The following is a 25,975-nucleotide window of genomic DNA, read 5'->3' on the forward strand; positions in this document are numbered from 1 at the left end:
CCTCACAGGATCAGTCGGGCAGAGGCCGCGCCGATCGAGGCGGGAACGCCGAGAATGACGGCGGCATTCATGATCTGCGACAGCGATGTGTGGTCGAGGCGCTCGAAGGTCCAGAGCGTATAGACGCTGATGGCGATGGCGATCACGTAGCCGGGCAGGGTGAAGCGGATGAAGGATTGCCACCACTTCTGCCCTTCGTGCAGCTGGTGCGAGCCCTTGAAGTGAAGCGCGTAGACAAAGCCATGCATGATGGCGACCGACAGCAGGCAGAGCGCCAGAATGTGATAGGGCGTCACCTTATAGGCGATCAGGATCATTTCTTCCGTCGGCGCAACATTGAGGCTGAGGAAAAGCGCGCCGACCACCATCATGAACAGTTCGTGCAGATAACCCGTCTCGCCGGAATATTCGCCCTCCTCTTCATCCTCCGCGTCGGAATGCTGACCGAGCTGGCTGCGCCCAAGCAGTGCGCCGATGCTGGCTGGAACGGATTGCAGCGCAATCTTGGCGACGATGTTGGAGGCGGTGATCTGGTCGTTCAGAATGCCGAACAGCAGCAGCACGGCGGCGCTGACAGCAATGCCCAGCCCATAGGCCGTTATCGCATCGCGCAGCGCCTGGCTCCAGGAGTGAATATTCTCGAAACCGATGCGGCGGGCGAGAAGAAGCAGCAGCGGCAGGTTGAGGATGCAGAGCAGGAGAAGCCGCCAGGAATTGACGTAAAGGCCGAGAAACCACATTTCCATGGTCATCAGCATGGGCAGGGCAAACAGCAATGCACCCGCCGTGCCGCGCGCGAGGCCGATCAGAAATTGCCCGACCTCGTCATCGTCCGCATCTCTTCGATTGATCGCCGTCACCATGCCGCCCCCTGTCCACAGCGATAACGCAATGGCGTTTTTCCGGTTCCGTGGGTTTATTTCGCGGGATCGATGAGAGCGATGCCGAATTCCGGGCGATAGCTGCGCCGCAATTCCGCCGGTGTTTCGCGAATGACGACTTCCAGCGTCGGCCGCACCACCCCTTTTAGAAAATGGCCGCCCCTGGTGGAGCCATCGGCAAAGCCCAGAACCACATGCAGGTGCGGATTGGGCGTATCGTTCTCGTCAAGGGTGATATCGCCAAGCAGGCTTAGGACCTCGCTCTGATCGGTGACCGGTATTTCCTTATAGTCCTGTGTCGGAAGATCGAAAAAGGCGAGTGTTGCCGTGGCGAAGGCGCCGATCGCGGTAACCGAGGCGGCGTTGATATTCTCGGCCCTGGCAAAGCGCCTGATGGCCTCGAAGGCTTCTTCCTCGGGATCGATGACGAGGATGAAGGTACGCTCCGCGCCGCTTGCCAGCAATCTGCTTTTCATGTCTTCCTCCCAAATAGAAGTGCCACCGGAAAACCGGCGGCACGGGAATAGGGGTGTGTGTCTTAAGCGGCGCGGCGTTCGTGGCGGCCTTCCTCGACCTCTTCCACGATCTTGGCGACGAAGGCGTCAAGATCGTCAGGGCTGCGGGAGGTAATGATTCCCTTGTCGGTCACCACCTTTTCATCCTTCCAGTTCGCGCCGGCGTTCTTGAGGTCGGTCTTGATCGACCAATAGGAGGTGGCGTCGCGGCTACGCAGGGCGTCGGCTTCTACAAGCAGCCAGGGTGCGTGGCAGATGGCGGCCACCACCTTGCCGGATTTGATGAAATCACGCACCACCCGCATCGCATCCTCGTCATGGCGCAGAACGTCCGGATTGATCTGGCCGCCGGGTAGAACCAGCGCGTCAAAATCTTCGGTTTTTACGGCCTTGGCGGATAGATCGACGGCGATGCTGTCACCCCAGTCTTTCTTGTCCCAGCTCTTGATCTCGCCCTCCTTGATTGAGGCGACCTTTACGTCTGCACCTTTGGCCTTCAGCTGGTCATAGGGCACGCGCAATTCGGAACGCTCATAGCCGTCCGTTGCGAGAATGAGGATTTTTGCAGCGTTGATGGCAGTCATGTCTGTCTCCTTTCGGGTTCAGTCTTCCTTGTCGGAATTGATGGAGGGCAGGAAAAATTCCACGTCCTTGAGCCGCTCCGCGTCGAGATTTTCGATATGCGTTTGCCAGAACCGTTCGGCTTCCGCCGGTTCGTGCTGCCATTGGCGCACGAAGGTCTTGTTGTCGTCGATCATCACCTGACGCGTGCCGCCGAGACGCAAATATTCTTCCGCAAGTTTGCGTGTTTCGGTCTTTTCCATGTCGCGGCTCCTTGTGCGTGGAAAGCGGGAACGGAGGGGTGCCGGATGGGTAAGAAGCTCGGCTGCCATTTCGTTGGTCACCGGGAGAAAACGGAAAAATCCCGATGTTCTTCAGCGCCATCGCGTCCGTTTGACACGGCGGCCCCTCCTGCTGGAACAACGTGAGCTTTCCCGTATGGTTCCGCAGTTTTTTCCAGCGGCGTCGTTGCCGAAGCCGAATATATCGCGCGCAATTTTTTACCGGAACAAACGGGGATGTCCCGCTGTTTTATCCCCGATGCAGGGGAGGCAGCATGGCAGCCAGACAGAGCGACGGCGAACACCACGGTGACAACGACAACAAGGGTTTCTGGTCGATCGATTTCGGCAACTCACCGGTTATAGGCACGGCCATTCACGACGGTCATCGCATTAGACCGGACGTATCCGGGCTCATCGCCCTTTCCCCGGAACAGCGGCTGCGGGAGGAAGACCCTTTCACCGGTGAGATGATCGCGGGACTGACGAACCGTCTCGTCGTTCACCATTCGCGTTTCGAAATCGATCTCAACCGTGCGGCCGATCAGGCGATCTATCTGAAGCCGGAACAATCCTGGGGGCTCGAGGTTTGGAAAGAGGAGCCGACGCAGGAGGCTATCCGGCAATCGCTCGATTTTCATTCCGACTATTATGCGATGCTGGAGACAGTGCTCTCCGCAATCGAAAGGCGGCACGGCGCCTTCGTCGTGCTGGATGTACACAGCTATAACCATCGTCGGCAGGGCGCCGTTGCGCCGCCGACGGCGCAGGCGGAGGCGCCCGATATCAATATCGGCACCTTTTCCATGGATCGCAGCCGCTGGGGCGATATCGTGAGCGCGGTCGGGCACCATTTCGCGTCAGCGACCATCGGCGGACGCCGCCTCGATGTTCGCGAGAACGTTGCGTTCCAGGGCAAGGGGGAGCAGACCCGTTTCATCCACGAAAGGTTCGCCGAAAATGGCTGCGCCATCGCAATCGAGTTCAAGAAATTCTTCATGGACGAGTGGACGGGAAAGCCGGATGCGCGTGTGGTGGCGGATATTCGCCAAGCGATAACAGCACTCCAGCCGGTGCTCGAAGAGTGCCTGAGGTCGCGGCGATGAACCTCTCTCCCGTCCGCAGCGCACCGTCTCCCATCGCCGATCTGGTCGATGATGTCGTGTCCTGCCTCGAGGCCGGCAAGGCCATCCGCCGCGATGTCGGCAAAGACGGTCGTCTGCATATCGACCGGCCGCTGCCGTTCCTCTGTCTGCATCTGACGGGCGGCACGAAAAATCTCGCCGCCCGCGATATCGCCGCCGCCCACGCCTCCTATCTGATCGCGTCGACCATTCAGGAGGCAGCGCCGCTGATCGAGGCCGTTGGCACGGTCATGCGGCAGCGCTTCGGCGCATTCATGGTCCTTGATATCGGTGAGCTGGAGCATGACATCCTGCTGGCCGACGATTCGCCTTTCCTGCCGCATTATGAGGTTTCCGTCTCGGCGACGGCTGAACCCGAAACGCAGAATGCCCGCCGGGTCTTCATCAAGGCGGTTTGCGATGCCGAAGTGCGCTTTCGCACGCCGCGCATCACCCGGCCGGAGCCGGATGCCGATCCCGTTCTGCGCTTCAAGAAAGCCGGCCTCGATTTTCCCTGTATCGGCGTGCGATTTGCGCCGATCTACCGCCAGCCGGAATCTGGTGCGGATTATCCGGGCCTGCGGGTGACGATGATCGCCGATCTTTTCGATGCCGGCCTGCAGGCTTTTTCATCCTTCGCTTCGGGCAAGGACGCGCTTAAGGTTACCAGCCATCGGGCGCTGGGGCGCAAGGCTTTCGTCGATGCCGTCAGGCGCGCCGACCGGTCCGTCGACGATATTGTTTCATCCTTCGATTTTCTGCTTTCCGTCACGCCCATCAATGCCCGCCGGGCCTTCGAGGAGTTTCGCGATGGCGGCTTTCAGTTCGCGCCGCGCCTGCTCTACCGGCCGCTCGGCGTCGATGTCGAGGAGCAGAAACGCAAGCTTTATTCCGTCGTGTTCGATCATCTGGAAGACCCGGTGCTTTATAATCTCTATCGGGAGAAACAGCAGGAGATCGATCTGCAGCTGACGATGCTCGCCAATCTGCACCATCCCACCTTCACCGATTTTTCGCGCGCCCTTTATGGCGCTGTCGAACCGGCCCTTCTTCAGCTGGCGCTGCGGGTGCTTGCGGATTGTCCGCGCAGGGATGAGAGCGGCGAAATCGCCATGGTCGATTGTTATGCGGTCGCCAAGAAGTCGCGGGAGATGGTCGAGACCTATCTTGCGGAAGCCCCGGAATTCAAGGCGCGCGTTGAAATCCGCGACGACCTGCCGCCGGGCCTGATGGTGACGGGCGAGAAGCTTTTGATTTCCCGCCACACTGTCATGGAACAGCGCCGTGTCGAGGCACTGCTGTCGCATGAGATCGGCGTGCATCTTCTGACCTATTTCAACGGCTCGTTTCAGGGGCTGCGTCTCTTCCGCACCGGCCTTTCCGGTTATGAGGGCGTGCAGGAAGGGCTGGCGGTGCTGGCGGAACATCTGGCCGGCGGCATGACGCGTGAGCGCCTGCGGCTGATCGCCGGCCGCGTTATCGGCTGCGCCGCCATGCTGGATGGGGCGAGCTTCGTGGAGACCTTCCGCACCATGACCCGCGATCACGGTTTCGATGAGGCCGGGGCCTTCAACATGGTGCTGCGCATCTATCGCGGCGGCGGTCTTTCCAAGGATGCGATCTATCTGCGCGGGCTGGCGGAGGTGCTGGACCATCTGCGCAGGGGCGGAGCGCTCGATCCGTTCTGGATGGGCAAGATCGCTGCCGCCCATTTTCCGGTGATGCAGGAGCTTGCCCTGCGCGGCCTGTTGCGGCCGCCGGGCGTCAGGCCCGCATTTCTGCTGCCCGCCAAGGCCAATGAACGGCTGGAAAAAATACGGGCGGGATTATCCATTGCCGAACTGGCGACATTATAGGAGGGGCTTCATGCGTATCGCATTTTTCGTCAATTCCATCGAAACAGAGGGACCGAACTACGCGACCGGGCTGCTTGCCATGGCGGCGCTCAATCGCGGCCACGAGGTGGTCTATCTGACGCCCGGCGATTTCACATTACGCTCGGACGACAGCCTGACCATTCACGCCACCGTGCTGCCGAAGGGCAAAATCAAGAAAGGCGAGACGTTCCATTCCACGCTTCAGGACAAGGCGCTGGAGCGGCGAACCATGGATGTGGAGGAAATCGATGCGCTGATGCTGCGCAACGATCCCTCGCTCGACCAGACGACGCGGCCATGGGCGGTGCATGCCGGTATCCTGTTCGGGCGGCTTGCCGAACAGCGGGGCGTCGTCGTGCTGAACGATCCCGAAGGTCTGGCGCTCGCGCAGAACAAGCTCTATTTCCAGAGTTTTCCCGAAATCGTCCGCCCGACCACGATCATTTCGCGCAATGTCGAGGAAATTCGCGCCTTTGCCGACGCGCACCCCAAGGGCGTCATCGTCAAGCCGCTGCAGGGCTCCGGCGGCAAGAACGTCTTCAAGATCGGCTCCAGCAAAGAGACCAATCTCAACCAGATTTTCGAGGCGGTGAGCCTTGAGGGATATCTGATCGCGCAGGCCTATCTGCCGGCCGCCAAGGATGGCGACATCCGCTTCTTCATGATGAATGGCCGTCCGCTGATGCGGGACGGTAAATATGCCGCCCTTCGCCGCGTGCCCGCCAAGGGCGACCTGCGCTCCAATATCCATGCCCATGGCACGGCGGAAGCCGTGAAGGTGACGGATGAGATCGTGGCGCTTGCCGAAATGGTGCGGCCGAAGCTGGTGGAGGACGGCATGTTCCTCGTCGGGCTGGATATCGTTGGCGACAAGATACTGGAAGTGAACGTGTTTTCGCCGGGTGGCCTTTCCAATATCCGCGATCTCACGGAGATGGATTTCAGCGACACGATCATCGAGGCCGTGGAAACCAAGATCACCATGCAGAGCGCTTCCGGCGGCACCATCTCCAATCGCCTGCTGGCGACGCTGTGAGGTTATTCCCGTAATTCGGCCGGGTGCATCTCGCGATACCAGGCGACGAGGGCCTTGATGCCCTCTTCGACCTGGGTTTGCGGCACGTAACCGGTCAATGCCCTCAGAAGATCGGGAGAGGCGAAGGTGCGGGGAACATCGCCCTGCTGCATCGGCAGCATATTGCGGATCGCGGGTTTCCCGACCGCCTTTTCGACCGTTTCGACGAAATGCATCAGCTCCACCGGCTGGCCGCCGCCGATATTGACCACGCGGAAGGGTGCGTGGTGCGACAGCGTGTCGGTGACGCCTTCCTGCGTAACACGGTTTTCCTCGGACGGGATGACCGCGCTCAACCGGACGATGCCCTCCACCAGATCGTCGATATAGGTGAAATCGCGGCTCATATTGCCTTGCCCGTAAATATTGATCGGCCGGCCGTTGGAAACGGCGTCGACGAATTTGATCGGCGCCATGTCCGGCCGCCCCCACGGGCCGTAGACCGTGAAGAAACGGAAGGCGGTGGTGGGCAGCTTGTGCAGATGGGCATAGCTGTGCGCCATCAACTCCATCGATTTTTTGGTGGCGGCGTAAAGCGTCATAGGCTCGTCGGCCTTGTCGCTCTCAGCGAAGGGGATTTTTTCGTTGGCGCCGTAGATTGAGGAGGTCGATGCCAGCATCAGGTGCTTGACCTGCAAGCTTCTCGCGAGCTCCAGCATGTTGAACGAGCCGATGAGGTTGGAATCGATATAGGCGCGCGGATTTTCAAGGCTGTAACGAACGCCTGCCTGTGCTGCGAGGTGGATGATGATCTCAGGCTCGGCGGCCTCTGCCGCGCGCTTTAGCGCATCCGTATCTTCCAGCATGCCGATTTCGGCACGGAAGCCGTTGGAGCGGGAAAGAATGGCGTGGCGTTTTTCCTTGAGGCTGACATCGTAATATTTCGTCATGCCGTCGAAACCGGTCACGAAGTGGCCGGCGTCCAACAGCCGCTTGGCAACATAAAAGCCGATGAAGCCAGCCGTGCCGGTAACCAGATAACGCATGATGATTATATCCCGAATTCGTTGGTGCGTTTGCGGTCTGACCGAAGCGCAGAAAACCTTTTAATGAAATGGCGAAAACGAAACCTCTATGCGCCCTTGTCGGAACCGCCTTCATGCGGACGGCCGACGGCGGCATAGATGAAACCATGCGCGGCGACCTCATCCGTGCGGTAGATATTGCGCAGATCCACCAGCACCGGATGTTTCATGATCGCCTTCAGGCGCGGAAGGTCGAGCGCGCGGAACTGGTTCCATTCCGTCACGATCACCACGGCGTCGGCATCTTCCGCCGCCTCGTAGGGGCCGGCCGCGTATTCGATGTCTTCCATCAGATGGCGGGCATTCGCCATGCCTTCCGGATCGTAACCGACCACTTTCGCACCGCCATCCTGCAGGGTCTGGATGATGGCGATTGCCGGGCTGTCGCGCATGTCGTCGGTATTCGGCTTGAAGGTAAGGCCAAGCACGGCGATCTTCTTGCCGCGCACATCGCCGCCCACCGCATTGATGACCTTGCGGCCCATGGCGCGTTTGCGGTTGTCGTTGATGGCGATGGTGGTCTCGATCAACCGCACCGGCGCATCATAATCCTGCGCGGTCTTGGCAAGCGCCAGCGTGTCCTTCGGGAAACAGGAACCGCCATAACCGGGGCCGGCATGCAGGAATTTCGGGCCGATGCGGCCATCGAGACCGATGCCGCGCGAGACATCCTGCACATTGGCGCCGACCTTTTCGCAGAGATCAGCCATCTCGTTGATGAAGGTGATCTTCATCGCCAGAAAGGCGTTGGCGGCATATTTAATCAGTTCGGAAGCGCGCCTTGTGGTGAAGAGCAGCGGCGACTGATTGAGGTAGAGCGGGCGATAAACCTCGGTCATGACGGGGCGGGCGCGCTCATCCGAAAGGCCGACGACGATGCGGTCCGGCCGCTTGAAATCTTCGATGGCCGCACCTTCGCGCAGGAATTCCGGGTTGGAGACCACGGCGAAATCGGCCGAGGGGTTTTCTTCGTGGATGATACGCTCCACCTCGTCGCCGGTGCCGACTGGAACGGTGGACTTGGTGACGATGACCGTGAAACCGTCCAGCGCATGGGCGATCTCTTTCGCCGCCGCATAGACATAACCGAGATCGGCATGGCCATCGCCGCGCCGCGAGGGCGTGCCGACCGCAATGAAGACGACATCGGCATTGGCGACGGCTGCGGAAAGATCGGTCGTGAAGCTCAACCGCCCGGCCTTTGCATTGTTGGCGACAATGGTCTCCAGACCCGGTTCGAAGATCGGAATATGGCCGTTTTTCAGGGCCTCGATCTTCTCCGGCATCTTGTCGACGCAGACCACGTCATGGCCGAAATCTGCAAAACACGCGCCGGACACGAGGCCGACATAACCCGAACCGATCATCACAATCCGCATTCTTTTTCCTTTCGGTTAGCGAGGCCATGGTAACGCAGCAATATCAGCCGGGGAAATCGGCGGATGAAAATCGCATGATAATATTTAGCCGCCTTCATGCCCGTCGCCAAGCGCCACGATGAACACCGGCTAACCTCTTTCCATGACGGGGATGTGATGGCCATGGCGGGACAAATTTGCCGCACCTTGCAGCCATTTGCACCGGTCGTGTTCAATCGGGTCATTTTGCGGTTTTTCCGGCTTGCACTCATAGGTAGCCGGGTCTAGCCATAGGGCTGAGGATCAAATCTGCCAGACTGTCTGTCCCTTGAAAGGGGCGTCCGGGTCGCGTTCCACGCGGCCGGGGGATGCTTTGCATTGCGGTCGGTGTTTGGGGACGTTCAAATGCAAAAGGGTTTTCTGCTCGGTCTGTTCGCTTATGCGACCTTTTCCATGGGCGATGCCACCATCAAGTCGCTTGGATCGCAGATCAGCGTTTTCGAAATCGGCTTCTTCAGCATTCTGTTTTCCGGCATCTTCATTTTCTTCAGCAAGCCGCGCGAGGAAAGGTGGCGTGAATTCTGGCGTATGGGCCGGCCCTTCGCGGTGCACGGGCGCGCGATCTCCGGCCTTTTCGCGGGTATTTTCGGCATCTATGCCTTCACCACCGTTCCGCTGGCGGAAGCCTATGCGCTGATCTTCCTGTCGCCGCTCTTCGTCACCGTGCTTTCCGCCGTCGTGCTGAAGGAGAGTATCGGCCCATGGCGCTGGGCGGCGGTTCTGGCCGGCATCGTCGGTGTCATCCTCGTCGTGCGGCCGGGCTTCAAGACGCTGGAACTCGGGCATTTTGCCGCCATCGGCGTTGCGTTCCTCGCGGCGATGACCATCGTTTTGCTGCGCTCGCTTGCGGGCAAGGAAAAGCGCACTTCGATCATGGGCGTGCTGCTGATTTACGGCCTCACCTTCAACGGCATTGCCTCCATCCCCGAATTCGTCATGCCCAACCTGCACCAGCTATTGGCCTTCGCCTTCATCGGCCTTTGCACAGCGACGGGGCAGATCACCCTTCTGGTTGCAACCCGCATCGCGCCGGCAAGCCAGATCGCGCCATCGCATTATTCGCAAATCCTCTGGGCGGTGGCGATCGGCATGGCCTTCTTCCACGAATATCCGGATGCGGTCGCCGTGCTGGGTCTGGCCGTCATCGCCGCATCGGGACTGCTGACGATGATCCGCGAAAAGGTGAGGCTTGGCACCGTGCGCTGGAACCCGTTTTTCCGCAATCGGCTTTGAACTCACCCTTGATCGGAAACAGTGCGTCAACCGAAGCGCGGCTTGTGAAGCGGCGGCAACCCGGCCCATAAGGCTTTCATCTTTAGATGAACGGAGAGCCGCAAATGCTCGTGGATGGAAAATGGACCGCCGAATGGCATCCGGTGCAGGCAACCGACAAGAAGGGCGGCTTCGTTCGCCAGACTTCCGGTTTCCGCAACTGGGTAACGCCTGACGGTTCGGCGGGGCCGACGGGCGAGGGCGGTTTTGCGGCCGAAAGCGGCCGTTATCATCTTTACGTCGCGCTGATCTGCCCATGGGCATCGCGCACGCTGATCGGCCGAAAGCTCAAGAAGCTGGAGGAGGTGATTTCCGTTTCCGTGGTTGAGCCCGCCCTTTCCGACGAGGGCTGGAAATTCGGCGACTATCCGGGTTCGGACCGCGACACGCTCAACGGCTTCACTTATATGCACGAGGTCTATACCAGCGCGGATCCGCATTATACCGGCCGGGCCACCGTGCCCGTGCTTTGGGACAAAAAGACGAAAACCATCGTCAACAATGAATCCGCCGATATTCTGCGCATGCTGAATTCCGGTTTCGGCGATCTGGCCGATAATAGCGTGGACCTCTATCCGGAAGCGCTGCGCGATGAGATCGATGCTCTCAATGACCACATCTATCCGCGCCTCAACAACGGCGTTTACAGAACCGGTTTCGCCACCACGCAGGTCGCCTATGAAGAGGCGTTTGCCGATGTGTTCGCGACGCTTCAGGAGCTCGAAAACCGCCTCATATCAGGCGGACCTTTCCTGTTCGGCGATCTGCTGACCGAAACGGATGTCCGGCTTTTCGTGACGCTTGTGCGTTTTGATGCCGCCTATTATGGCCTGTTCAAATGCAATCTTCGCCGCATCGCCGATTATCCCGCGCTGCAGGCCTATATGATGCGGGTGCTGACCATTCCGGGCGTGCGCGACACGGTCAATATCGACCATATCAAGCGCGGTTATTATTCCATCAAGGCGCTCAACCCGACCCGAATCGTGCCCGTCGGCCCCGATCTTCCGGGGCTTGATGATGTTTCCCTCCGCCCTTCGAACTGAGCGGATGATGGATTACACCGGCTTGCCGACCTGATCGAGCAGCCAGGCCTGAAAGGCGCGGGCCAGCGCATTGTCCTGCCGCCCTTCCGGAAGGGCGACGTAATAGCTCTTGTCGGTCTGCAAGGGGATGTCGAAGACGATTTCGAGGCGGCCGGAGGCAAGTTCCGCCTCGATGAGATATTTTGGCAGAAGGGCAAAACCGATGCCGCTTGCGGCGGCCTCAATGATCATCGAGAACTGGTCGAAACGGCTTCCCTGATAAGCATTCTCGGCTGTCACCCCGTTCATCTCCAGCCACTCCGTCCACAGTTTCGGCCGCGTCGTCACATGCAGCAGCGGCTGCCCGGTCAGATCCTGCGGTTGGCTCACGCCGGCGCGGCGTAGCAGGGCGGGGCTTGCGACCGGCACGATCACCTCGTTGCACAAAAATGTGCAGGTGCCATGCGCCCAGACCGGTTGGCCGTAGTGAATGGCGAGATCGAACCCTTCCTCATCGAAATCGAAGGGATGCGAGCGCGAGCCGATGGTGATCGTTATTTCCGGATTGTCGTCGATGAAGCGGTGGAGGCGCGGCATCAGCCAGCGGCTGCCGAATGTCGGCAGCGTCGCGACGGAAAGCGATGCGTGTGAAGTTCCGGCCGAGACCGCGCGCACCATCAGCTGTTCGGATTGCTGCAACAGGCGGCGCACATCGGGCAGGAATTTACGCCCCGCCTCCGAAAGCACCACCCGCCTGCGGATGCGCTCGAAAAGCTGCATTCCCGTCTGCGCTTCCAGTTCGCCGATCTGCCGGCTCACCGCGCTCTGCGTGAGGTTGAGTTCTTCCGCCGCACGCGTAAAATTGCCATGCCGTGCCGCGCATTCGAACGCCTGCAGGGTAACGATGTCAGGGACCAGTCTTCTGCGCGGATCCATTCCATTCTCGCATCAACTTACCCGCTTTCCTCATTGGAAAAGGGCCATTATGCCCATATATGATTACGGGAAAGAATGGAACGGTGTAAAACGCCAGTTTCACAGAACGAATGGCAAATTCGGGGAAAGAAGAGTGACGGGAGTTGAAAGCGCCGTATCGAAACGGCCTTTCCTCCCCTTTTAAGCCAAAAGGACGATGGACATGGATGCGACCACGAAGCTCGACGTGAAACAGGAAGCCGCGGCCCTGCTCGACAGGATGGGCGTTGCCCGCGATCTTTATACCGGCGGCGATATGGCCTCCTTCAGCCCGGTGACGGGTGAACAGGTCGCAAGCCTCAAGACCGTTTCGGTCGAGGGTGTAGCAGCCGTGATCGACCGGGCCGATGCCGCCTTCAAGGCATGGCGCAATGTGCCGGCGCCCCGTCGCGGTGAGCTGATCCGGCTGCTCGGCGAAGAGCTGCGCGCCTTCAAGGCCGATCTCGGCCGTCTCGTGTCGCTCGAAGCCGGCAAGGTTCCCTCCGAGGGCCTCGGCGAAGTGCAGGAAATGATCGATATCTGCGATTTCGCGGTCGGCCTTTCCCGCCAGCTTTATGGTCTCACCATCGCCACCGAACGCCCCGGCCATCGCATGATGGAAACCTGGCATCCGCTCGGCGTCGTCGGCGTCATCTCCGCCTTCAACTTCCCGGTCGCCGTCTGGTCGTGGAATGCGGCGCTTGCCATTGTCTGCGGCAATTCGGTGGTCTGGAAGCCTTCGGAAAAGACCCCGCTCACGGCGCTTGCCGTTCAGGGCATCTTCGAGCGCGCGGCCGCCCGTTTCGGCGATGCGCCGGAAGGTCTTTCGCAGCTTCTGATCGGCGACCGCGCGGTGGGTGAAGCTCTGGTGGACAATCCCAAGGTGCCGCTCGTCTCCGCCACTGGCTCCACCCGCATGGGCCGCGATGTCGGCCCGCGTCTGGCGAAACGCTTTGCCCGCGCCATTCTGGAACTCGGCGGCAACAATGCCGGCATCGTCTGCCCTTCCGCCGATCTCGACATGGCGCTGCGCGCCATCGCCTTCGGCGCCATGGGCACGGCCGGCCAGCGCTGCACCACGCTTCGCCGTCTCTTCGTGCATGACAGCGTCTATGACCAGCTCGTGCCGCGTCTGAAAAAGGCCTATGCCTCCGTTTCCGTCGGCAACCCGCTGGAAACCTCCGCACTCGTCGGCCCGCTGGTCGACAAGGCGGCTTTCGACGGCATGCAGAAGGCCCTCGAAGCGGCGAAAGCCCATGATGGCGTAGTGAATGGCGGCGGGCGTGTGGATACGGGTGCGCCGGATGCCTATTACGTCAAGCCGGCGCTTGTCGAAATGCCGAAGCAGGCGGGACCGGTGCTGGAAGAAACCTTCGCGCCGATCCTCTATGTCATGAAATATAGCGATCTCGATCAGGCGATAGAAGACCATAACGCTGTCGCTGCTGGTCTTTCCTCATCGATCTTTACCCGCGACATGCAGGAATCGGAGCGGTTCCTGTCGTCGGAAGGCTCCGACTGCGGTATCGCCAACGTCAATATCGGCACCTCGGGTGCGGAAATCGGTGGCGCCTTCGGCGGTGAGAAGGAAACCGGCGGCGGCCGTGAATCCGGTTCGGATGCGTGGAAGGCCTATATGCGCCGCGCCACCAACACCATCAACTACTCCAAGGCGCTGCCGTTGGCGCAGGGCGTTTCCTTCGATATCGAATAATCGCGTCCTCCATAGAGAAATTGATCCATCATGCCGGCGCGGCTCCATCCGCGCCGGCATTTCTATTCGATGGCTCAGACGGGAAGGTTCGCGACGATTTGCGGAAAAGAGGCATTTGCGCGGAATTTTATTCCCGCAATATTGCTCATATTGAATTATCGTCTCTCTATCGTTTTAATAGAAAACCCTAGCATTGCTCCATATCGTGAACCGGCCAGAGGGGCTGGTGACAAGGAGATGAAATGCCAGCCATCACCCGCCGCGCGCTTTCCGCCAGCCTTTTTGTTGCCGCCGCATTCTCCGTTCTGCCGCCGCAGACGCAGGCGGCGGAAGAGCTGAAGATCGGTTATCAGAAAACCGGCCTGCCGGTGATCGCCCGCCAGCAGGGTGTCATCGAAAAGGCGCTTGAGGCCAAGGGCGTGAAGGTTTCCTGGGTTGAGTTCACCGCCGGTCCGCCGCTTGTTGAAGCCCTGAATGTCGGCTCCATCAATGTCGGCTGGACGGGGGATGCGCCGCCGATCTTCGGTCAGGCGGCGGGTTCCGCCATCGTTTATGTCGCGGCCCTTCCTTCGAACGGCAAGGGTGAAGCGATCTTCACCAAGCCCGAAAGCGGCATCAAATCGGTTGCCGATCTCAAGGGCAAGAAGGTCGGTGTTGGCAAGGGCACCAGCGCGCACAATCTGCTGGTGGCGGCGCTGGAGAAGAACGGCCTGAAATTCAGCGACATCGAGGTGGTGTATCTCAGCCCCGCCGATGCTTCCGCCGCCTTCGCCAGCGACAAGATCGACGCCTGGGCCGTCTGGGATCCGTTCTATGCGATTGCCGAAACCCGCTACAAGCCGGTCACTCTGGCCCGCACCAGCGATGTGCTTGCTGTCAGCACTTATTTCCTCGCCAATCGCGATTACGCCAAATCCAATGCGGATACGATCAACATCACCATCGGTGCTCTGGGCGAGGCGGCGAAATGGTCCGCCGCCAACCGCGACAAGGTCGCCGCAGCTTTGCATGAAGTGACGGGCGTGCCGCTGGAGGCGCAGACGCTTGCCGCGAACCGCTCAGAATTCGGCATTACCAGGATCGACGACAAGATCGTCGCCAGCCAGCAGGAAACCGCCGACCGCTTTTATCGTCTCGGCCTCATCCCGAAACAGATCAGCATCAAGGATGCCGTCTGGTCTGGCGCGACGAACTGAGCAAGAGCCGGAGGGTATGCCATGAGCACCGGAAAGCGTATCGAGATTGGCGGCATCACAGGCTGGCTGCTCCCCGCCCTCATTCTTGCGGGCTGGGAGGCGGCGGCGCGTGCCGGTCTGATTTCCGCCAATGTGTTGCCGGCCCCTTCGGCTGTCGCGGAAGCCTTCTGGCGGTTGCTGCTCTCGGGTGAGCTTATTGCCAATATCGGCGTCAGTTCCGCCCGCGCACTCGCCGGTTTCGCCATTGGCGGCTCCATCGGTTTCATCTTTGGGCTGGCCAATGGCCTCTCCAAATTTTCCCGCAGCTTCACCGATACGACGCTGCAGATGATCCGCAACATTCCGCATCTGGCGCTCATTCCTCTCGTCATCCTGTGGTTCGGCATCGATGAGGAGGCGAAGCTGTTCCTCGTCGCGCTCGGTGTGTTTTTCCCGATCTACATCAACACGCTGCTCGGCATTCAGGGTGTCGATCCGCAACTGGTGGAAATGGGCCGTACCTACGGCATGTCGCCCTTTACGCTGTTCCGGCGGGTCATTTTGCCCGGCGCGCTGCCCGCCATTTTCACCGGCTTGCGTTATGCGCTCGGGATCATGTGGCTGACGCTCATCGTCGCCGAAACCATCTCTTCCTCGTCCGGCCTCGGCTATATGGCCATGCAGGCGCGCGAGTTCCTGCTGATCGACGTCGTGGTTCTGTCGATCCTCATCTATGCGCTTCTCGGCAAGCTGGCCGACAGTTTCGCCCGCTTCCTCGAAAGCGTCTTCCTGCAATGGCATCCAGCCTTCAAGAAAGTCTGAGGTAACCCATGTCGACCGGCAATGTGACGACGCTGAGACGCCCGGATGCCCCGCCATCCCTCCCGTCGCAGGCGAAAATCGAACAACGCGAGAAGACGAGCGACGGCAAGGTCGCCTTCAGCTTCCGCAATGTGGCGAAGAGTTTTGGCGACAAGCCGGTTCTGCGCGGCATCGATCTCGATGTGCGGGAAGGCGAGTTTCTGGCCATCATCGGCAAGAGCGGCTGCGGCAAGAGCACGCTCCTGCGCATTCTGGCCGGCCTCGACACGCCGACCACCGGAACCGTGTCGAAGGACGCTTCGAGCCGCACCCGCATGATGTTTCAGGAGCCGCGTCTTCTGCCGTGGGAACGTATCGCGAGCAACGTATCCGTGGGGCTGACCGGCATCGCCAAGGGCGAGGCGGCGCAGGAACAGGCGCTTACAATTCTCGAAGAGGTCGGTCTGAAAGACCGGGCTGGCGAATGGCCGTATGTGCTTTCCGGCGGCCAGAAGCAGCGCGTGGCGCTGGCGCGTGCGCTGGTGGCCCATCCGCAAATCCTGGCGCTGGATGAACCGCTCGGCGCGCTCGATGCGCTCACCCGCATTGAAATGCAGCTTCTGCTGGAGCGCATCTGGCGCAAGCAGAAATTCACCGCCGTACTCGTCACGCACGATGTTTCCGAGGCCGTGGCGCTTGCGGATCGCATCGTCGTCATCGATGAAGGGCGCATCGCGCTCGATCTCGATGTGAAACTGCCCCGCCCGCGCCGTCATGGCACGGCGGAATTAGCAAGGCTGGAAGAGCAGGTTCTGAACCAGCTCTTCGGCCGCGGCGAGACCAACGGATAAGGCATGAACCGGCAGGGCAGAGACCCCGCCGGAACCTGTTTTAACCAATGCTCATCAGGCTGGCATTGCCGCCGGCGGCCGTGGTGTTGACGCTGACGGAAACCTCTTCGACCAGCCAGTCGAGATTATAAGGCTGGCTTTCCCCGGAAAGCGCTTCCGTTGACGCTGCCTGAACGAGAACCAGCGGGCCGGGCAGGGCGGCGATCTTTTTATTGACCGCCACGATACGCTCCGCATCGCCCTCGACCAGCGCGCCGGCGAAGGGGCCGGACTTTGCCCAGTCATCGGCCCAGACGATGCGCGAGGTCACGGTTGCCGGCAGTCCGTAAATGGATTTCTCCAGTCCCGAAGCGTTGTCGATGACAACCGCGTTTCCGGTCGCGAGCGCTGCCGCAAGCTGGCGGTAAAGCCCCTGTTCGGTTGCCGGAACCAGCAGAACCTTTCCACGCGGATGCAGCGCATAGACATTGCGCTCGCCGACAGGACCCGCCAGCTCGGTTTCGAAGCCGAGGCCGGAAAGAACTGCCGTCTGTCGTGCGGCTTCGGCCGCAACGGTTTCGCCGTTTTCATCCAGCCAGCGGGCAAGATCGACTGCGGCCTGATCCTGCTGGCTGGCGATGCGGTCGATCTTCGGTGCGGTTTGGGTCATACGGCCGAGATAGAGCGGCCCGCCCGCCTTGGGACCGGTGCCGGAAAGGCCGCGCCCGCCAAACGGCTGCACGCCGACCACCGCGCCGATAATGTTGCGGTTCACATAAAGATTGCCGGCCGCGACGCGCGACAGCACATGCTGGATCGTATCGTCGAGACGGGTATGCAGGCCGAAGGTCAGGCCGTAACCGGTGGCGTTGATCTCGTCGATCAGCCGGTCGAGATTGTCGCGCTTGAAGCGGATGACGTGCAGCACTGGACCGAAGACTTCGCGCTTCAGATCGGCGAGCGATTTCATCTCGATGATCGTCGGCGGCACGAAGGTGCCCTTGCCGGTTTCGCCGGCAAGCGTGATCTGCTCGATGCGATGGCCGAGCCCGCGCATTCCCTCGATATGCTTTTCGATGATGCCCTTCGCCTCGGCGGTAATGACGGGACCGACATCGACGGAAAGCTTGTCGGTGCGGCCGATCCGCAATTCGTGCAGCGCGCCCTTCAGCATGGTCAGCGTGCGATCCGCCACATCTTCCTGCAGGCAGAGGATGCGCAGCGCCGAGCAGCGCTGGCCGGCGCTGTCGAAAGCGGATGCGATGACATCGGCGACCACCTGCTCGGCAAGCGCGGAGGAGTCCACGATCATGGCGTTCTGACCGCCGGTTTCGGCAATCAGCGGAACCGGCTGGCCATTGGCCAGAACCCGGCCGGCAAGCTGACCCTGAATGAGCCGCGCCACTTCCGTCGAGCCTGTGAACATTACACCGGCTGTAAGGGGTGAACCAACAAGTGCGGCACCCGTCTTGCCGTCGCCCGGCAGAAGCTGCACGGCATCCTGCGGAACGCCGGCCTCATGCAGCAGGCGCACGCCCTGGGCCGCAATCAACGGCGTTTCTTCGGCGGGCTTTGCCAGAACCGGATTGCCGGCAACCAGCGCCGCCGTGACCTGACCGATGAAGATGGCGAGCGGGAAGTTCCATGGGCTGATGCAGACGACCGGGCCGAGCGGCGTCTCGCCGGTCTTGAAGTTCCTGCGGGCTTCCGCTGCGTAATAACGCAGGAAGTCGATCGCCTCGCGCACCTCGGCAATCGCGTTGGGCATGGATTTTCCCGCTTCGCGCATGATGAGGCCGAGAAGGGCAGGCATTTCAGCCTGCATGGCATCGGCGGCGCGCTCCAGGTAGGCGGCGCGTTCGTCCACCGGGGTGGAGGGCCAGCTTGAGGCCGCCGCCCGCTGCATGGCGGCTTCGACATCGGATTCGGTGGGCTCCGTCACATGGCCGACGATATCATTATGGTCGCCGGGATTGAGAACCGGGCGCGTGTTTCCGCCCGCCTGCGGTGCCGACGCTTTCCATTCGGTCGTAGCACCCGCCTTCAGGGTTTTGTCCAGCGCGGCGAGCGTCGTTTCACTGGAAAGATCGAGGCCGGCGGAATTTTTGCGTTCTGGGCCGAACAGGCCTTCGGGGGCGGCGATGCGGTCGTGACGCGCGCCGGGAACGGGATAGGCCTTGACCACCGCGACCGGGTCTTCCAGCAGGGAATCCACCGGCACGGCGGGGTCGGCAATGCGGTTGACGAAGGAAGAGTTCGCACCGTTTTCCAAAAGGCGGCGGACGAGATAGGCGAGCAGCGTCTCATGGGTGCCGACGGGGGCATAGAAACGGCAGGGCCGGTCGAGTTTCTTCTTGCCGACGACTTCGCTGTAAAGCGGTTCGCCCATGCCATGCAGGCACTGGAACTCATAGTCGCCGAGTTTGAAGCCGGGGCCGGCGAGATGGTAGATCGTCGCCATGGACTGCGCATTGTGGGTCGCAAACTGCGGAAAGACCAGATCGCGCGCGGCGAGCAGCTTGCGGGCGCAGGCAATGTAGGAGACATCCGTGTGGACCTTGCGGGTGAAGACCGGGAAGTCCTCCAGCCCCTCCACCTGCGCGCGCTTGATTTCCGCATCCCAATAGGCGCCCTTGACGAGGCGCACCATGATACGCCGGCCCGAGCGGCGGGCGAGATCGATGGTGTAGTCGAGAACGAAAGGGCAGCGGCGACCATAGGCCTGCACGACGAAACCGAGGCCATTCCAGCCGGCGAGGTCCCTGTCGAGCGCCAGTTCCTCCAGAAGGTCAAGCGACAGTTCCAGACGGTCGGCTTCCTCCGCATCGATGTTGAGGCCGATATCGTATTTCTTGCTGAGCAGCATCAGCGATTTGACGCGCGGAAGAAGCTCCGCCATCACCCGCTCTGCCTGCGCGCGGGCGTAACGCGGATGCAGCGCCGAAAGCTTGATGGAAATGCCCGGACCGCCATAGATGCCGCGCCCGGCCGATGCCTTGCCGATGGCGTGGATGGCGTTTTCGTAGTCCTTGTAATAACGCTCCGCATCCTTGGCGGTGGTCGCGGCTTCGCCCAGCATGTCGTAGGAATATTGGAAGCCCTGTTCTTCCAGCGGCTTCGAACGCTTGATCGCTTCGCCGATCGTTTCGCCGGTCACAAACTGTTCGCCCATCATGCGCATGGCCATATCGACGCCACGGCGGATGACGGGTTCGCCAGCGCGGGCGATCAGCTTGGTCAGCGCCGCCGAAAGGCCGCTGTCGTTTACCGTCGAGGTCAGCTTGCCGGTGATGACGAGGCCCCAGGTGGCGGCATTGACGAAGAGCGAGCGCCCGCCGCCAATATGGGACTTCCAGTCGCCGCGCGCGATCTTGTCGCGGATCAGCGCGTCGCGGGTGGCTGTGTCGGGAATGCGCAGCAGCGCTTCGGCAAGGCACATCAGCGCCACGCCCTCGTGGCTGGAGAGCGAATATTCCTGCACCAGACCTTCGACGCCGGTGCCCCTGGTCTTGGCGCGCAATGCCTCGATCAGTTTGCGGGCCGTGTCGCGAATGGCTTTCGTTTCTTCCGCCGTCACCGTTGCCGCCTCGATCAGCGGCGCCAGGCATTCTTCCTCCGGGCGACGATAGGCGGCGGTGATCGCCTTGCGCAGCAGGCTTTGCTCGCGCACCGGCGGCGCAAAATTCTGGAAGATACCGTTCGCCACTACACCGGCGTTGCTTGCACCATCGGCCATTCTGAAAAATCCTGAAAACGCTGTTGAAGACAGACCTTCGGCGGCAGCGTGTCCTCCGCCCGCCGCTTGTCGTCCTGTGGCAGACAATATCATCACCGCAGAAATTGCTATGGCCCTATTTTCAGGTTAAAACAGGCAATATGAACTTTTATTTTTGAGATTTGGCGTAAAATAACATGGCTAATAGTCAAAAAACAGACGATCTGGATCACTTCGATCTCAAGATCCTCGAGGCGCTGAGCGAAGACGGGCGCATGTCCGTGCTGCAGCTCTCGAAAAGGGTTGGTCTTTCAAAGACGCCCTGCCAGACGCGGCTGAAACGGCTGGTGGATGAGGGCTATATTCTTGGCTTCCGCGCCATGCTCAATCCGCAGAAGCTCGGTGTCGATCACATCGCTTTCGCCGAGGTAAAGCTCTCCGATACGCGCGAAAAGGCGCTGGAGGAATTCAACGCGGCGGTGCGCAAGATCAAGGAAGTGGAGGAGTGCCACATGATCGCCGGCGCCTTCGATTATCTTCTGAAGGTGCGCACCAGCGATATCCGCAAGTATCGAAGGGTACTCGGCGAGAAAATCTCAAGCCTGCCATCCGTCGCCAACACCTCGACCTTCGTGGTTATGCAATCGGTCAAGGAAACCGGCATCTGAAGGGGTGACACGAAGACAGTGGCAGGCGCGCGCTCGCCGTATCATCCGCACACCGTCACCCCGGACTAGATCCGGGGTCCAGTGCGATCAAGTCATTGATCGCGAGAGAGTCCTTTCACGGCGCAGACGCGCCGTGGCTGGATGCCGGATCTAGTCCGGCATGACGGAGGAGAGGTTTGCGGCGTTTGTCATCGTCTTAACGGGCAGACGTAGGCCTGCCCGTTCACCGCTGTTCGAATTCAGCGCTCTCAGCGCGCCGTGGCAGCGGCGGTCACCGCGGTCATCTGCGCGTCCGGGCCGAACTCGTTTTCGTTTTCGATGCCGAGCAGCTCCTGCAGCCGCAGCCTTGCGCGGCTGACACGGCTTTTGATGGTGCCGACGGGGCAACCGCAGATTTCGGCGGCTTCCTCGTAGGCAAAGCCCGAAGCCCCGATCAGCAGGATCGCTTCACGCTGGTCGTCCGGCAGCTTTGCGAGTGCTGCGCGGAAGTCCTGAAGGTCGACTGAACCATGCTGTTCGGGCGGTACCGACAGGCGCGAGGTATAGACCCCGTCCGTATCCTGCACCTCACGGCCGGATTTGCGGATCTGGCTGTAGAACTCGTTGCGCAGGATCGTTACCAGCCATGCCCGCATATTGGTGCCCGGCTGGTAGCTGTCCTGTTTCGCCCATGCCTTCATGATCGTGTCCTGCACGAGGTCGTCGGCACGGTCCCGCGAGCGGATGAGCGAAATCGCGAAGGCGCGCAGGTTCGGCAGCGCCGCCAGCATTTCCCGTTTGAAGTTGTATTCTGTCAGCTCCGGCTCTTTCGCCATCATTCCTCCGAAGCCTTCATTTTGGCTCTGCTTTCGGCTTCATCGAGTTTTTCGAGAAGGTCGAGGAATTTGTCAGGGATGCCTTCATCCTGAACGGCATCATAAAGCTCCCTGAGCTTACGGGAAATCACCGCCCGCCCGGAGTGTGGAACCTGGGGGGCGGCCGAATTGTCCGGCTGATCTTGGTCCGATTGAAATATGCTCATAACGTCCGGTATTCCTTTTGCGTCGTGGCAAAGAATGCGCCGTGAAAAAAATAGTTCCGGCGGAACGGAACTTTTTTTGCAACGCGCACGTTGCTATCGTGGGTTTGCGTTGCAGACCGCATGAAAGGGGAGAATTCCATGTCAGTTTCTACACGCATCGCACCGCACCTGCCATATCTGCGCAGGTTCGCGCGTGCCGTTTGCGGCTCACAATCGACGGGCGATGCCTATGTTGCGGCAACACTCGAAGCTCTGATCGCCGATATCAGCATTTTTCCGCAGACAAGCAGCGATCGCGTTTCGCTCTATCAATTGTTCGTATCGATCTTTAGTTCCGTCACGATCAATATTAAGACCGACGAAAACCTGTCGGGATGGGAAAAACGCGCCTCGGCCAACCTCTCCGCCGTGCCGGCGCTTGCCCGCCAGGCGTTCCTTTTGACGACGGTCGAAGAATTCACACCTTCGGAAACCGCAGAGGTTCTGAAAGTCTCGGAGGATCAGGTCGGCAAGCTGATCGATGAGGCAGCCTCTGAAATCGCCCGCCAGGTGGCAACCGATATCATGATCATCGAGGACGAACCTCTGATCGCCATGGATATCGAGCAGATGGTCACCGATCTCGGCCACCGCGTCACGGGCATCGCCCGCACCCACACGGAAGCGCTCGATCTCTTCCATCGCACCCAGCCGAAGATGATCCTTGCCGATATTCAGCTCGCCGATGGCAGTTCCGGTCTCGATGCAATGAAGGACATCCTGCAGATGACCACGCTGCCGGTCATCTTCATCACCGCCTTCCCCGAGCGTCTTCTGACGGGCGAGCGGCCGGAGCCGACCTTCCTTGTGACGAAGCCGTTTAATCCGGACATGGTGAAAGCGCTTATCAGCCAGGCCCTGTTTTTCAACGAAAGCTCACGCGTCGCGGCGTGAATTTTGCCGAAACCGCAGACTGACCGGGAACCACTCTGGTGCCCGGGCGTTGGCGGTTACGGTCGTGGGGCTGCCCCGCGGCTTTCTGCAAGGAGACGAATTTGCATCGGCTGGCATGGCATAACGCGGAGAGGGACGAAAGCGAACTTCACGATTCGCTCGTCCTCGCCTTGCTCGATTCGGGTGAGACAGTCATGCTGCAGGACTGGAACCGCGACTATATATTCGTGGCCAATCTGCCGGATGTCTGGAAAATTCCGGCAGAATCCCGTCCCACAGATGAAAATCTGTTCGGTAACGATCTCTCCGCCCGACTGGCCGATCTCAAGAAGGACATGAACACGGCGGGCAGCCGCGGCATGCTGGAAGTCAATGCCGGCAATGATCGCGTCTTCCAGTTTCAGGTTCATTCTACTCTTAACCAGACGAACCAGGTGGTGATGAAAACCACCATTCGTGAGGTGACGGCGGAAAGGCGGCGCGAGCAGCTTCTGCGCTCGCTGCTGCGCGAGGTCAGCCACCGTTCCAAGAACCTCCTGGCGATCATCCAGAGCCTTGCCGGCCAGACGGCCCGGTTCAGCCTGACCAAGGATGATTTTCTGCGCAAGTTCCGCGGCAGACTACACGCTCTCGCCCAGAGTCAGGATCTCATTACGGATTCGGACTGGCGGGGTGCGCGCATATTCGAGTTGTTGCGCCAGCAATTCGATCTTTATGTGCCGGAATATCCGAACCTCATCCGTATGGAAGGCGAAAACCTGCTGCTCAATCCGAATGGCGCGCTCTATATCGGGCTCGCCTTCCACGAGCTGGTCGTCAACACCGTCAGCCATAGCGGCAATCTCGCCTATCACCCGCCCATATCCCTGCAATGCCGTCAGGAGGGTGATTTTTATATCGTTGAATGGAATGAGCCGATGATGCCGTCGAAAGAGCCGGCGGAGACCCGGCGCGGCAGCTTCGGCAGCGTGGTGCTGGAAAAGGTGGTTCCCTCTGCGTTGGGGGGAAGCGCCGAATACGAGTTGACGCCGGAACGGATCGTCTACCGGCTGAAATTTCCTTCCGGCGACGGCGCGGATGCCTGAAATCGCGATATCGCGCGCAGCGCCGGTTCATCTTTGATTTCATAAAAACCAAAACAAATAGCACGGCTCATGAAAGAGCCGTGCTATTTTTATGACAGGTTTTCAGGGGCGAAACCTGTTTATTTTCAGCCAAGCTTCAGGCGGGGACGGGGGAATTGCTTGGCCTGCAGTAAAAACACGCATGACCGGATTCGGTTCCCAAAAAATGCGTTTTTTTAACATTGCGCAAAATACCGGCCATTTTGCCGGTTTTTTGCCGTCTGCACCGCGGATAGGTCCGCAAGTCTCGGCTTCAATGCGTGCCTGTCTGTTCCGACCGTTTGGGCGTGAAATAACGCATCGGCGCTTCCAGCGACCACTCGAAGCCGGATTCACGATATTCCGTCAGCACCTGCCCGCCGAAGGCGCCTTCCGCATGTCTTTTGATGACCGTGGTGCCGAAGCCTTTGCGGCTCGGCTCTCTGGCCGGCGGTCCGCCCGTTTCGGTCCAGACGAGATGGATCATCTGCCGCCCGTCTTTTTCACGCGACTGCCAGCGCAGGGTAATTTTTCCCGCTGGAGCCGACAATGAGCCGTATTTGATGGAATTCGTCGTCAGCTCATGGACCACCAGACCGAAATTCTGTGCCGCTTCCGGGGAAAGCATGAAATCCTCTCCCACCAGCACGATGCGCTGCGCCACGGTTCCGAAAACATCGAGGTGGGTTTCAATCAGCTTGCGGATCGGCAGACCCTGCCATTGAACCTCCGCCAGGGCCCGGATCGACATTCCAAGGCCGCGCAGGCGGTGATCGACCTCCTTCTGGAATTCCGGAATGCTTTTATTTTCGCGTCCCAATTGCCGTATCATCGCCTGAACCAGCGTCAGAATGTTCTTGGAACGGTGAACCAACTCGTGCAGCAGCAATTGCAGCCGCTCTTCCGACTGGCTTCTGTCGAAGGATGCGTTGGAGAGAGCGATGGCGACCTGGTTGGCCTCCTTTATCTTGGTATCGACGGGTGCGACGATCTCGCCCTCGCCGATGCGCTCGGCCATCAGGGTCAGGTCACGGATGGAGCTGCGCAATTGCCGGCCGACCAGATAGGCGCCGCCAATGGCAATCAGCACCAGCATCAGGCTGCCGATCATCATCTGCCGCCAGGTGTCTATCAGCGCCGCCTGGCTTGCGGCGAGCGGACCCCACATCACCGTCTTCCATTGCCAGCCCGGCAATTGAGCATAGGCGTAGAGATTACCCTTGCCGTCGAAAAAATTGCCGCTGAAGGCCTGCATTTCCGAAAGGACATCGGGGGTGACAAACGGCTTGCCCACTTCCGCCTCTTCGGGCGCGCTTGAGACGACAACGCGGTTATTGCCGTCAATGATGGCGACCGCCCAGTGGCGCGGCAGGTTTTCCGTGGGGATGAGCCTGCTCAGGTCACTGGTGTTCTGCGTCAGGATCAGGGCGTCTCCGGCGGGGTCCAGGTCCGGGCCGAGCGGCATGGTGACGTTGAACACCCATTCCTTGCTGGTCGAGCCGAAAAACATGTCCGAGACGGTGATGCGGCGGGAGTCGATCGCTTTGGCCAGATTGGCTTCCGCCGACACCTTGCCGAGCGGCTGGCCATAGGGCACGCGCGTATTGAGACGCTGCTGACCATCTTTGGTGGCGAGAATGGCGTAAAGGCCCTCCCGCTTCAGACTGTCGGCGACGCGCCCCTGAAACGCGGCGAGGTTGCCGCTCTCAAGTTCCGGGAATTGCGACAGGAGATTGAGCGAGGTGGCGATTTCCTGCAGGCGGCGGTCGATGTTGCGGGAGACCACCCGTACATCCTCGATGGTTTCCCGTTGCAGGTCGTCGCGTTTTTCCGCCTCGAGGCGCAGCATCAGATAGCCGCCGAAAAGAATGAGCGGCAGAGTAATGACGGTAGCCATCACCACCAGATAGGTGCCGATGGAGGCGGTCGGGAAAAAATTCGCACTGCGCCGACGCAAAGCCGAGATCATGTCTTTCAGTCTGTCGCCGGGTCGAGGCATACAAAAAA

Annotated in this window: 23 protein-coding genes; 12 read left to right on the plus strand and 11 right to left on the minus strand. The window is 60.3% G+C overall.

Annotation, left to right across the window (positions count from 1 at the left end):
* Positions 1 to 2: 2 nt before the first annotated feature.
* The 4 genes from AGR7B_RS20315 to AGR7B_RS20330 all read right to left on the minus strand — a co-directional run bounded on the left by AGR7B_RS20315 (position 3) and on the right by AGR7B_RS20330 (position 2,220).
* Complete coding sequence (locus AGR7B_RS20315) at positions 3 to 863, minus strand: TIGR02587 family membrane protein (protein WP_080857702.1); 861 nt, start codon at positions 861 to 863, stop codon at positions 3 to 5.
* Between the two features lie 53 nt (positions 864 to 916).
* On the minus strand, positions 917 to 1,357 hold the full coding sequence (locus tag AGR7B_RS20320; RefSeq protein WP_080857703.1) for a PPC domain-containing DNA-binding protein: 441 nt from the start codon (positions 1,355 to 1,357) through the stop codon (positions 917 to 919).
* Between the two features lie 62 nt (positions 1,358 to 1,419).
* Positions 1,420 to 1,980, minus strand: a complete 561-nt coding sequence (locus tag AGR7B_RS20325; RefSeq protein ID WP_080857704.1) for a type 1 glutamine amidotransferase domain-containing protein — start codon at positions 1,978 to 1,980, stop codon at positions 1,420 to 1,422.
* 18 nt (positions 1,981 to 1,998) lie between these two features.
* On the minus strand, positions 1,999 to 2,220 hold the full coding sequence (locus tag AGR7B_RS20330) for a hypothetical protein (RefSeq protein WP_078052649.1): 222 nt from the start codon (positions 2,218 to 2,220) through the stop codon (positions 1,999 to 2,001).
* A gap of 293 nt (positions 2,221 to 2,513) precedes the next feature.
* Here AGR7B_RS20330 and AGR7B_RS20340 point away from each other — a divergent pair, with 293 nt between their 5' ends.
* From AGR7B_RS20340 to AGR7B_RS20350, 3 genes are read left to right on the plus strand one after another with little or no spacing between them, the layout of a single operon-like run.
* A complete protein-coding gene (locus AGR7B_RS20340; protein ID WP_080857705.1) occupies positions 2,514 to 3,344 on the plus strand; it encodes an N-formylglutamate amidohydrolase in 831 nt (276 codons plus the stop codon).
* Positions 3,341 to 5,218 (plus strand): flavohemoglobin expression-modulating QEGLA motif protein, encoded by a 1,878-nt coding sequence (locus tag AGR7B_RS20345; RefSeq protein ID WP_080857706.1) that lies wholly within the window; start codon positions 3,341 to 3,343, stop codon positions 5,216 to 5,218. Before AGR7B_RS20340 ends, AGR7B_RS20345 begins: the two co-directional genes overlap by 4 nt.
* 10 nt (positions 5,219 to 5,228) lie before the next feature.
* Positions 5,229 to 6,275: a glutathione synthase gene (locus AGR7B_RS20350; RefSeq protein WP_080857707.1), complete on the plus strand. Its 1,047-nt coding sequence runs from the start codon at positions 5,229 to 5,231 to the stop codon at positions 6,273 to 6,275.
* Between the two features lie 2 nt (positions 6,276 to 6,277).
* On the opposite strand, the gene AGR7B_RS20355 is transcribed toward AGR7B_RS20350, so the two are convergent.
* Entirely contained in the window at positions 6,278 to 7,300 is a 1,023-nt protein-coding gene (locus AGR7B_RS20355) for an NAD-dependent epimerase (RefSeq protein ID WP_080857708.1), read from the minus strand.
* 86 nt (positions 7,301 to 7,386) lie between these two features.
* Positions 7,387 to 8,718 (minus strand): UDP-glucose dehydrogenase family protein, encoded by a 1,332-nt coding sequence (locus AGR7B_RS20360; RefSeq protein ID WP_078052652.1) that lies wholly within the window; start codon positions 8,716 to 8,718, stop codon positions 7,387 to 7,389.
* A gap of 384 nt (positions 8,719 to 9,102) precedes the next feature.
* Between AGR7B_RS20360 and AGR7B_RS20365 the strand changes: the two genes are divergently transcribed.
* The gene (locus AGR7B_RS20365; RefSeq protein ID WP_065657321.1) at positions 9,103 to 9,990 is read left to right on the plus strand and encodes a DMT family transporter; all 888 of its coding nucleotides are present in this window, start codon (positions 9,103 to 9,105) and stop codon (positions 9,988 to 9,990) included.
* Positions 9,991 to 10,094: 104 nt separating this feature from the next.
* Positions 10,095 to 11,075, plus strand: a complete 981-nt coding sequence (locus AGR7B_RS20370) for a glutathione S-transferase family protein (RefSeq protein WP_080857709.1) — start codon at positions 10,095 to 10,097, stop codon at positions 11,073 to 11,075.
* A gap of 12 nt (positions 11,076 to 11,087) precedes the next feature.
* Here the strand turns inward: AGR7B_RS20370 and AGR7B_RS20375 are convergent, their stop codons facing one another.
* On the minus strand, positions 11,088 to 11,990 hold the full coding sequence (locus AGR7B_RS20375) for a LysR family transcriptional regulator (protein WP_080857710.1): 903 nt from the start codon (positions 11,988 to 11,990) through the stop codon (positions 11,088 to 11,090).
* 202 nt (positions 11,991 to 12,192) lie between these two features.
* Here AGR7B_RS20375 and amaB point away from each other — a divergent pair, with 202 nt between their 5' ends.
* The 4 genes from amaB to AGR7B_RS20395 all read left to right on the plus strand — a co-directional run bounded on the left by amaB (position 12,193) and on the right by AGR7B_RS20395 (position 16,549).
* Complete coding sequence (gene amaB / locus AGR7B_RS20380) at positions 12,193 to 13,722, plus strand: L-piperidine-6-carboxylate dehydrogenase (protein ID WP_080858188.1); 1,530 nt, start codon at positions 12,193 to 12,195, stop codon at positions 13,720 to 13,722.
* A 242-nt stretch (positions 13,723 to 13,964) separates the two neighbouring features.
* Positions 13,965 to 14,918: an aliphatic sulfonate ABC transporter substrate-binding protein gene (locus tag AGR7B_RS20385; protein ID WP_080857711.1), complete on the plus strand. Its 954-nt coding sequence runs from the start codon at positions 13,965 to 13,967 to the stop codon at positions 14,916 to 14,918.
* A 21-nt stretch (positions 14,919 to 14,939) separates the two neighbouring features.
* On the plus strand, positions 14,940 to 15,719 hold the full coding sequence (locus AGR7B_RS20390; RefSeq protein ID WP_080857712.1) for an ABC transporter permease subunit: 780 nt from the start codon (positions 14,940 to 14,942) through the stop codon (positions 15,717 to 15,719).
* An 8-nt stretch (positions 15,720 to 15,727) separates the two neighbouring features.
* Positions 15,728 to 16,549, plus strand: a complete 822-nt coding sequence (locus tag AGR7B_RS20395) for an ATP-binding cassette domain-containing protein (protein WP_080857713.1) — start codon at positions 15,728 to 15,730, stop codon at positions 16,547 to 16,549.
* Between the two features lie 40 nt (positions 16,550 to 16,589).
* Here the strand turns inward: AGR7B_RS20395 and putA are convergent, their stop codons facing one another.
* Positions 16,590 to 20,264, minus strand: coding sequence for a trifunctional transcriptional regulator/proline dehydrogenase/L-glutamate gamma-semialdehyde dehydrogenase (gene putA, locus AGR7B_RS20400; RefSeq protein WP_080857714.1), 3,675 nt, complete (start codon positions 20,262 to 20,264; stop codon positions 16,590 to 16,592).
* 176 nt (positions 20,265 to 20,440) lie between these two features.
* Between putA and AGR7B_RS20405 the strand changes: the two genes are divergently transcribed.
* Entirely contained in the window at positions 20,441 to 20,911 is a 471-nt protein-coding gene (locus AGR7B_RS20405; protein ID WP_003522526.1) for an Lrp/AsnC ligand binding domain-containing protein, read from the plus strand.
* Positions 20,912 to 21,159: 248 nt separating this feature from the next.
* Here AGR7B_RS20405 and AGR7B_RS20410 read toward each other — a convergent pair whose 3' ends face one another.
* Both AGR7B_RS20410 and AGR7B_RS20415 read right to left on the minus strand, forming a co-directional pair.
* Positions 21,160 to 21,726, minus strand: coding sequence for a sigma-70 family RNA polymerase sigma factor (locus tag AGR7B_RS20410; protein ID WP_065657313.1), 567 nt, complete (start codon positions 21,724 to 21,726; stop codon positions 21,160 to 21,162).
* The gene (locus AGR7B_RS20415) at positions 21,726 to 21,932 is read right to left on the minus strand and encodes a NepR family anti-sigma factor (protein ID WP_003522527.1); all 207 of its coding nucleotides are present in this window, start codon (positions 21,930 to 21,932) and stop codon (positions 21,726 to 21,728) included. The genes AGR7B_RS20410 and AGR7B_RS20415 overlap by 1 nt, the downstream gene beginning before the upstream one ends.
* A 138-nt stretch (positions 21,933 to 22,070) precedes the next feature.
* Between AGR7B_RS20415 and AGR7B_RS20420 the strand changes: the two genes are divergently transcribed.
* Both AGR7B_RS20420 and AGR7B_RS20425 read left to right on the plus strand, forming a co-directional pair.
* Complete coding sequence (locus AGR7B_RS20420; protein ID WP_003522529.1) at positions 22,071 to 22,865, plus strand: response regulator; 795 nt, start codon at positions 22,071 to 22,073, stop codon at positions 22,863 to 22,865.
* Between the two features lie 101 nt (positions 22,866 to 22,966).
* On the plus strand, positions 22,967 to 23,950 hold the full coding sequence (locus tag AGR7B_RS20425) for a sensor histidine kinase (RefSeq protein WP_065657311.1): 984 nt from the start codon (positions 22,967 to 22,969) through the stop codon (positions 23,948 to 23,950).
* 292 nt (positions 23,951 to 24,242) lie between these two features.
* Here AGR7B_RS20425 and AGR7B_RS20430 read toward each other — a convergent pair whose 3' ends face one another.
* Positions 24,243 to 25,967: a sensor histidine kinase gene (locus AGR7B_RS20430; protein ID WP_162934213.1), complete on the minus strand. Its 1,725-nt coding sequence runs from the start codon at positions 25,965 to 25,967 to the stop codon at positions 24,243 to 24,245.
* Positions 25,968 to 25,975 lie beyond the last annotated feature (8 nt).

Source organism: Agrobacterium deltaense RV3 (genome assembly GCF_900013505.1).
Lineage (GTDB): Bacteria > Pseudomonadota > Alphaproteobacteria > Rhizobiales > Rhizobiaceae > Agrobacterium > Agrobacterium leguminum.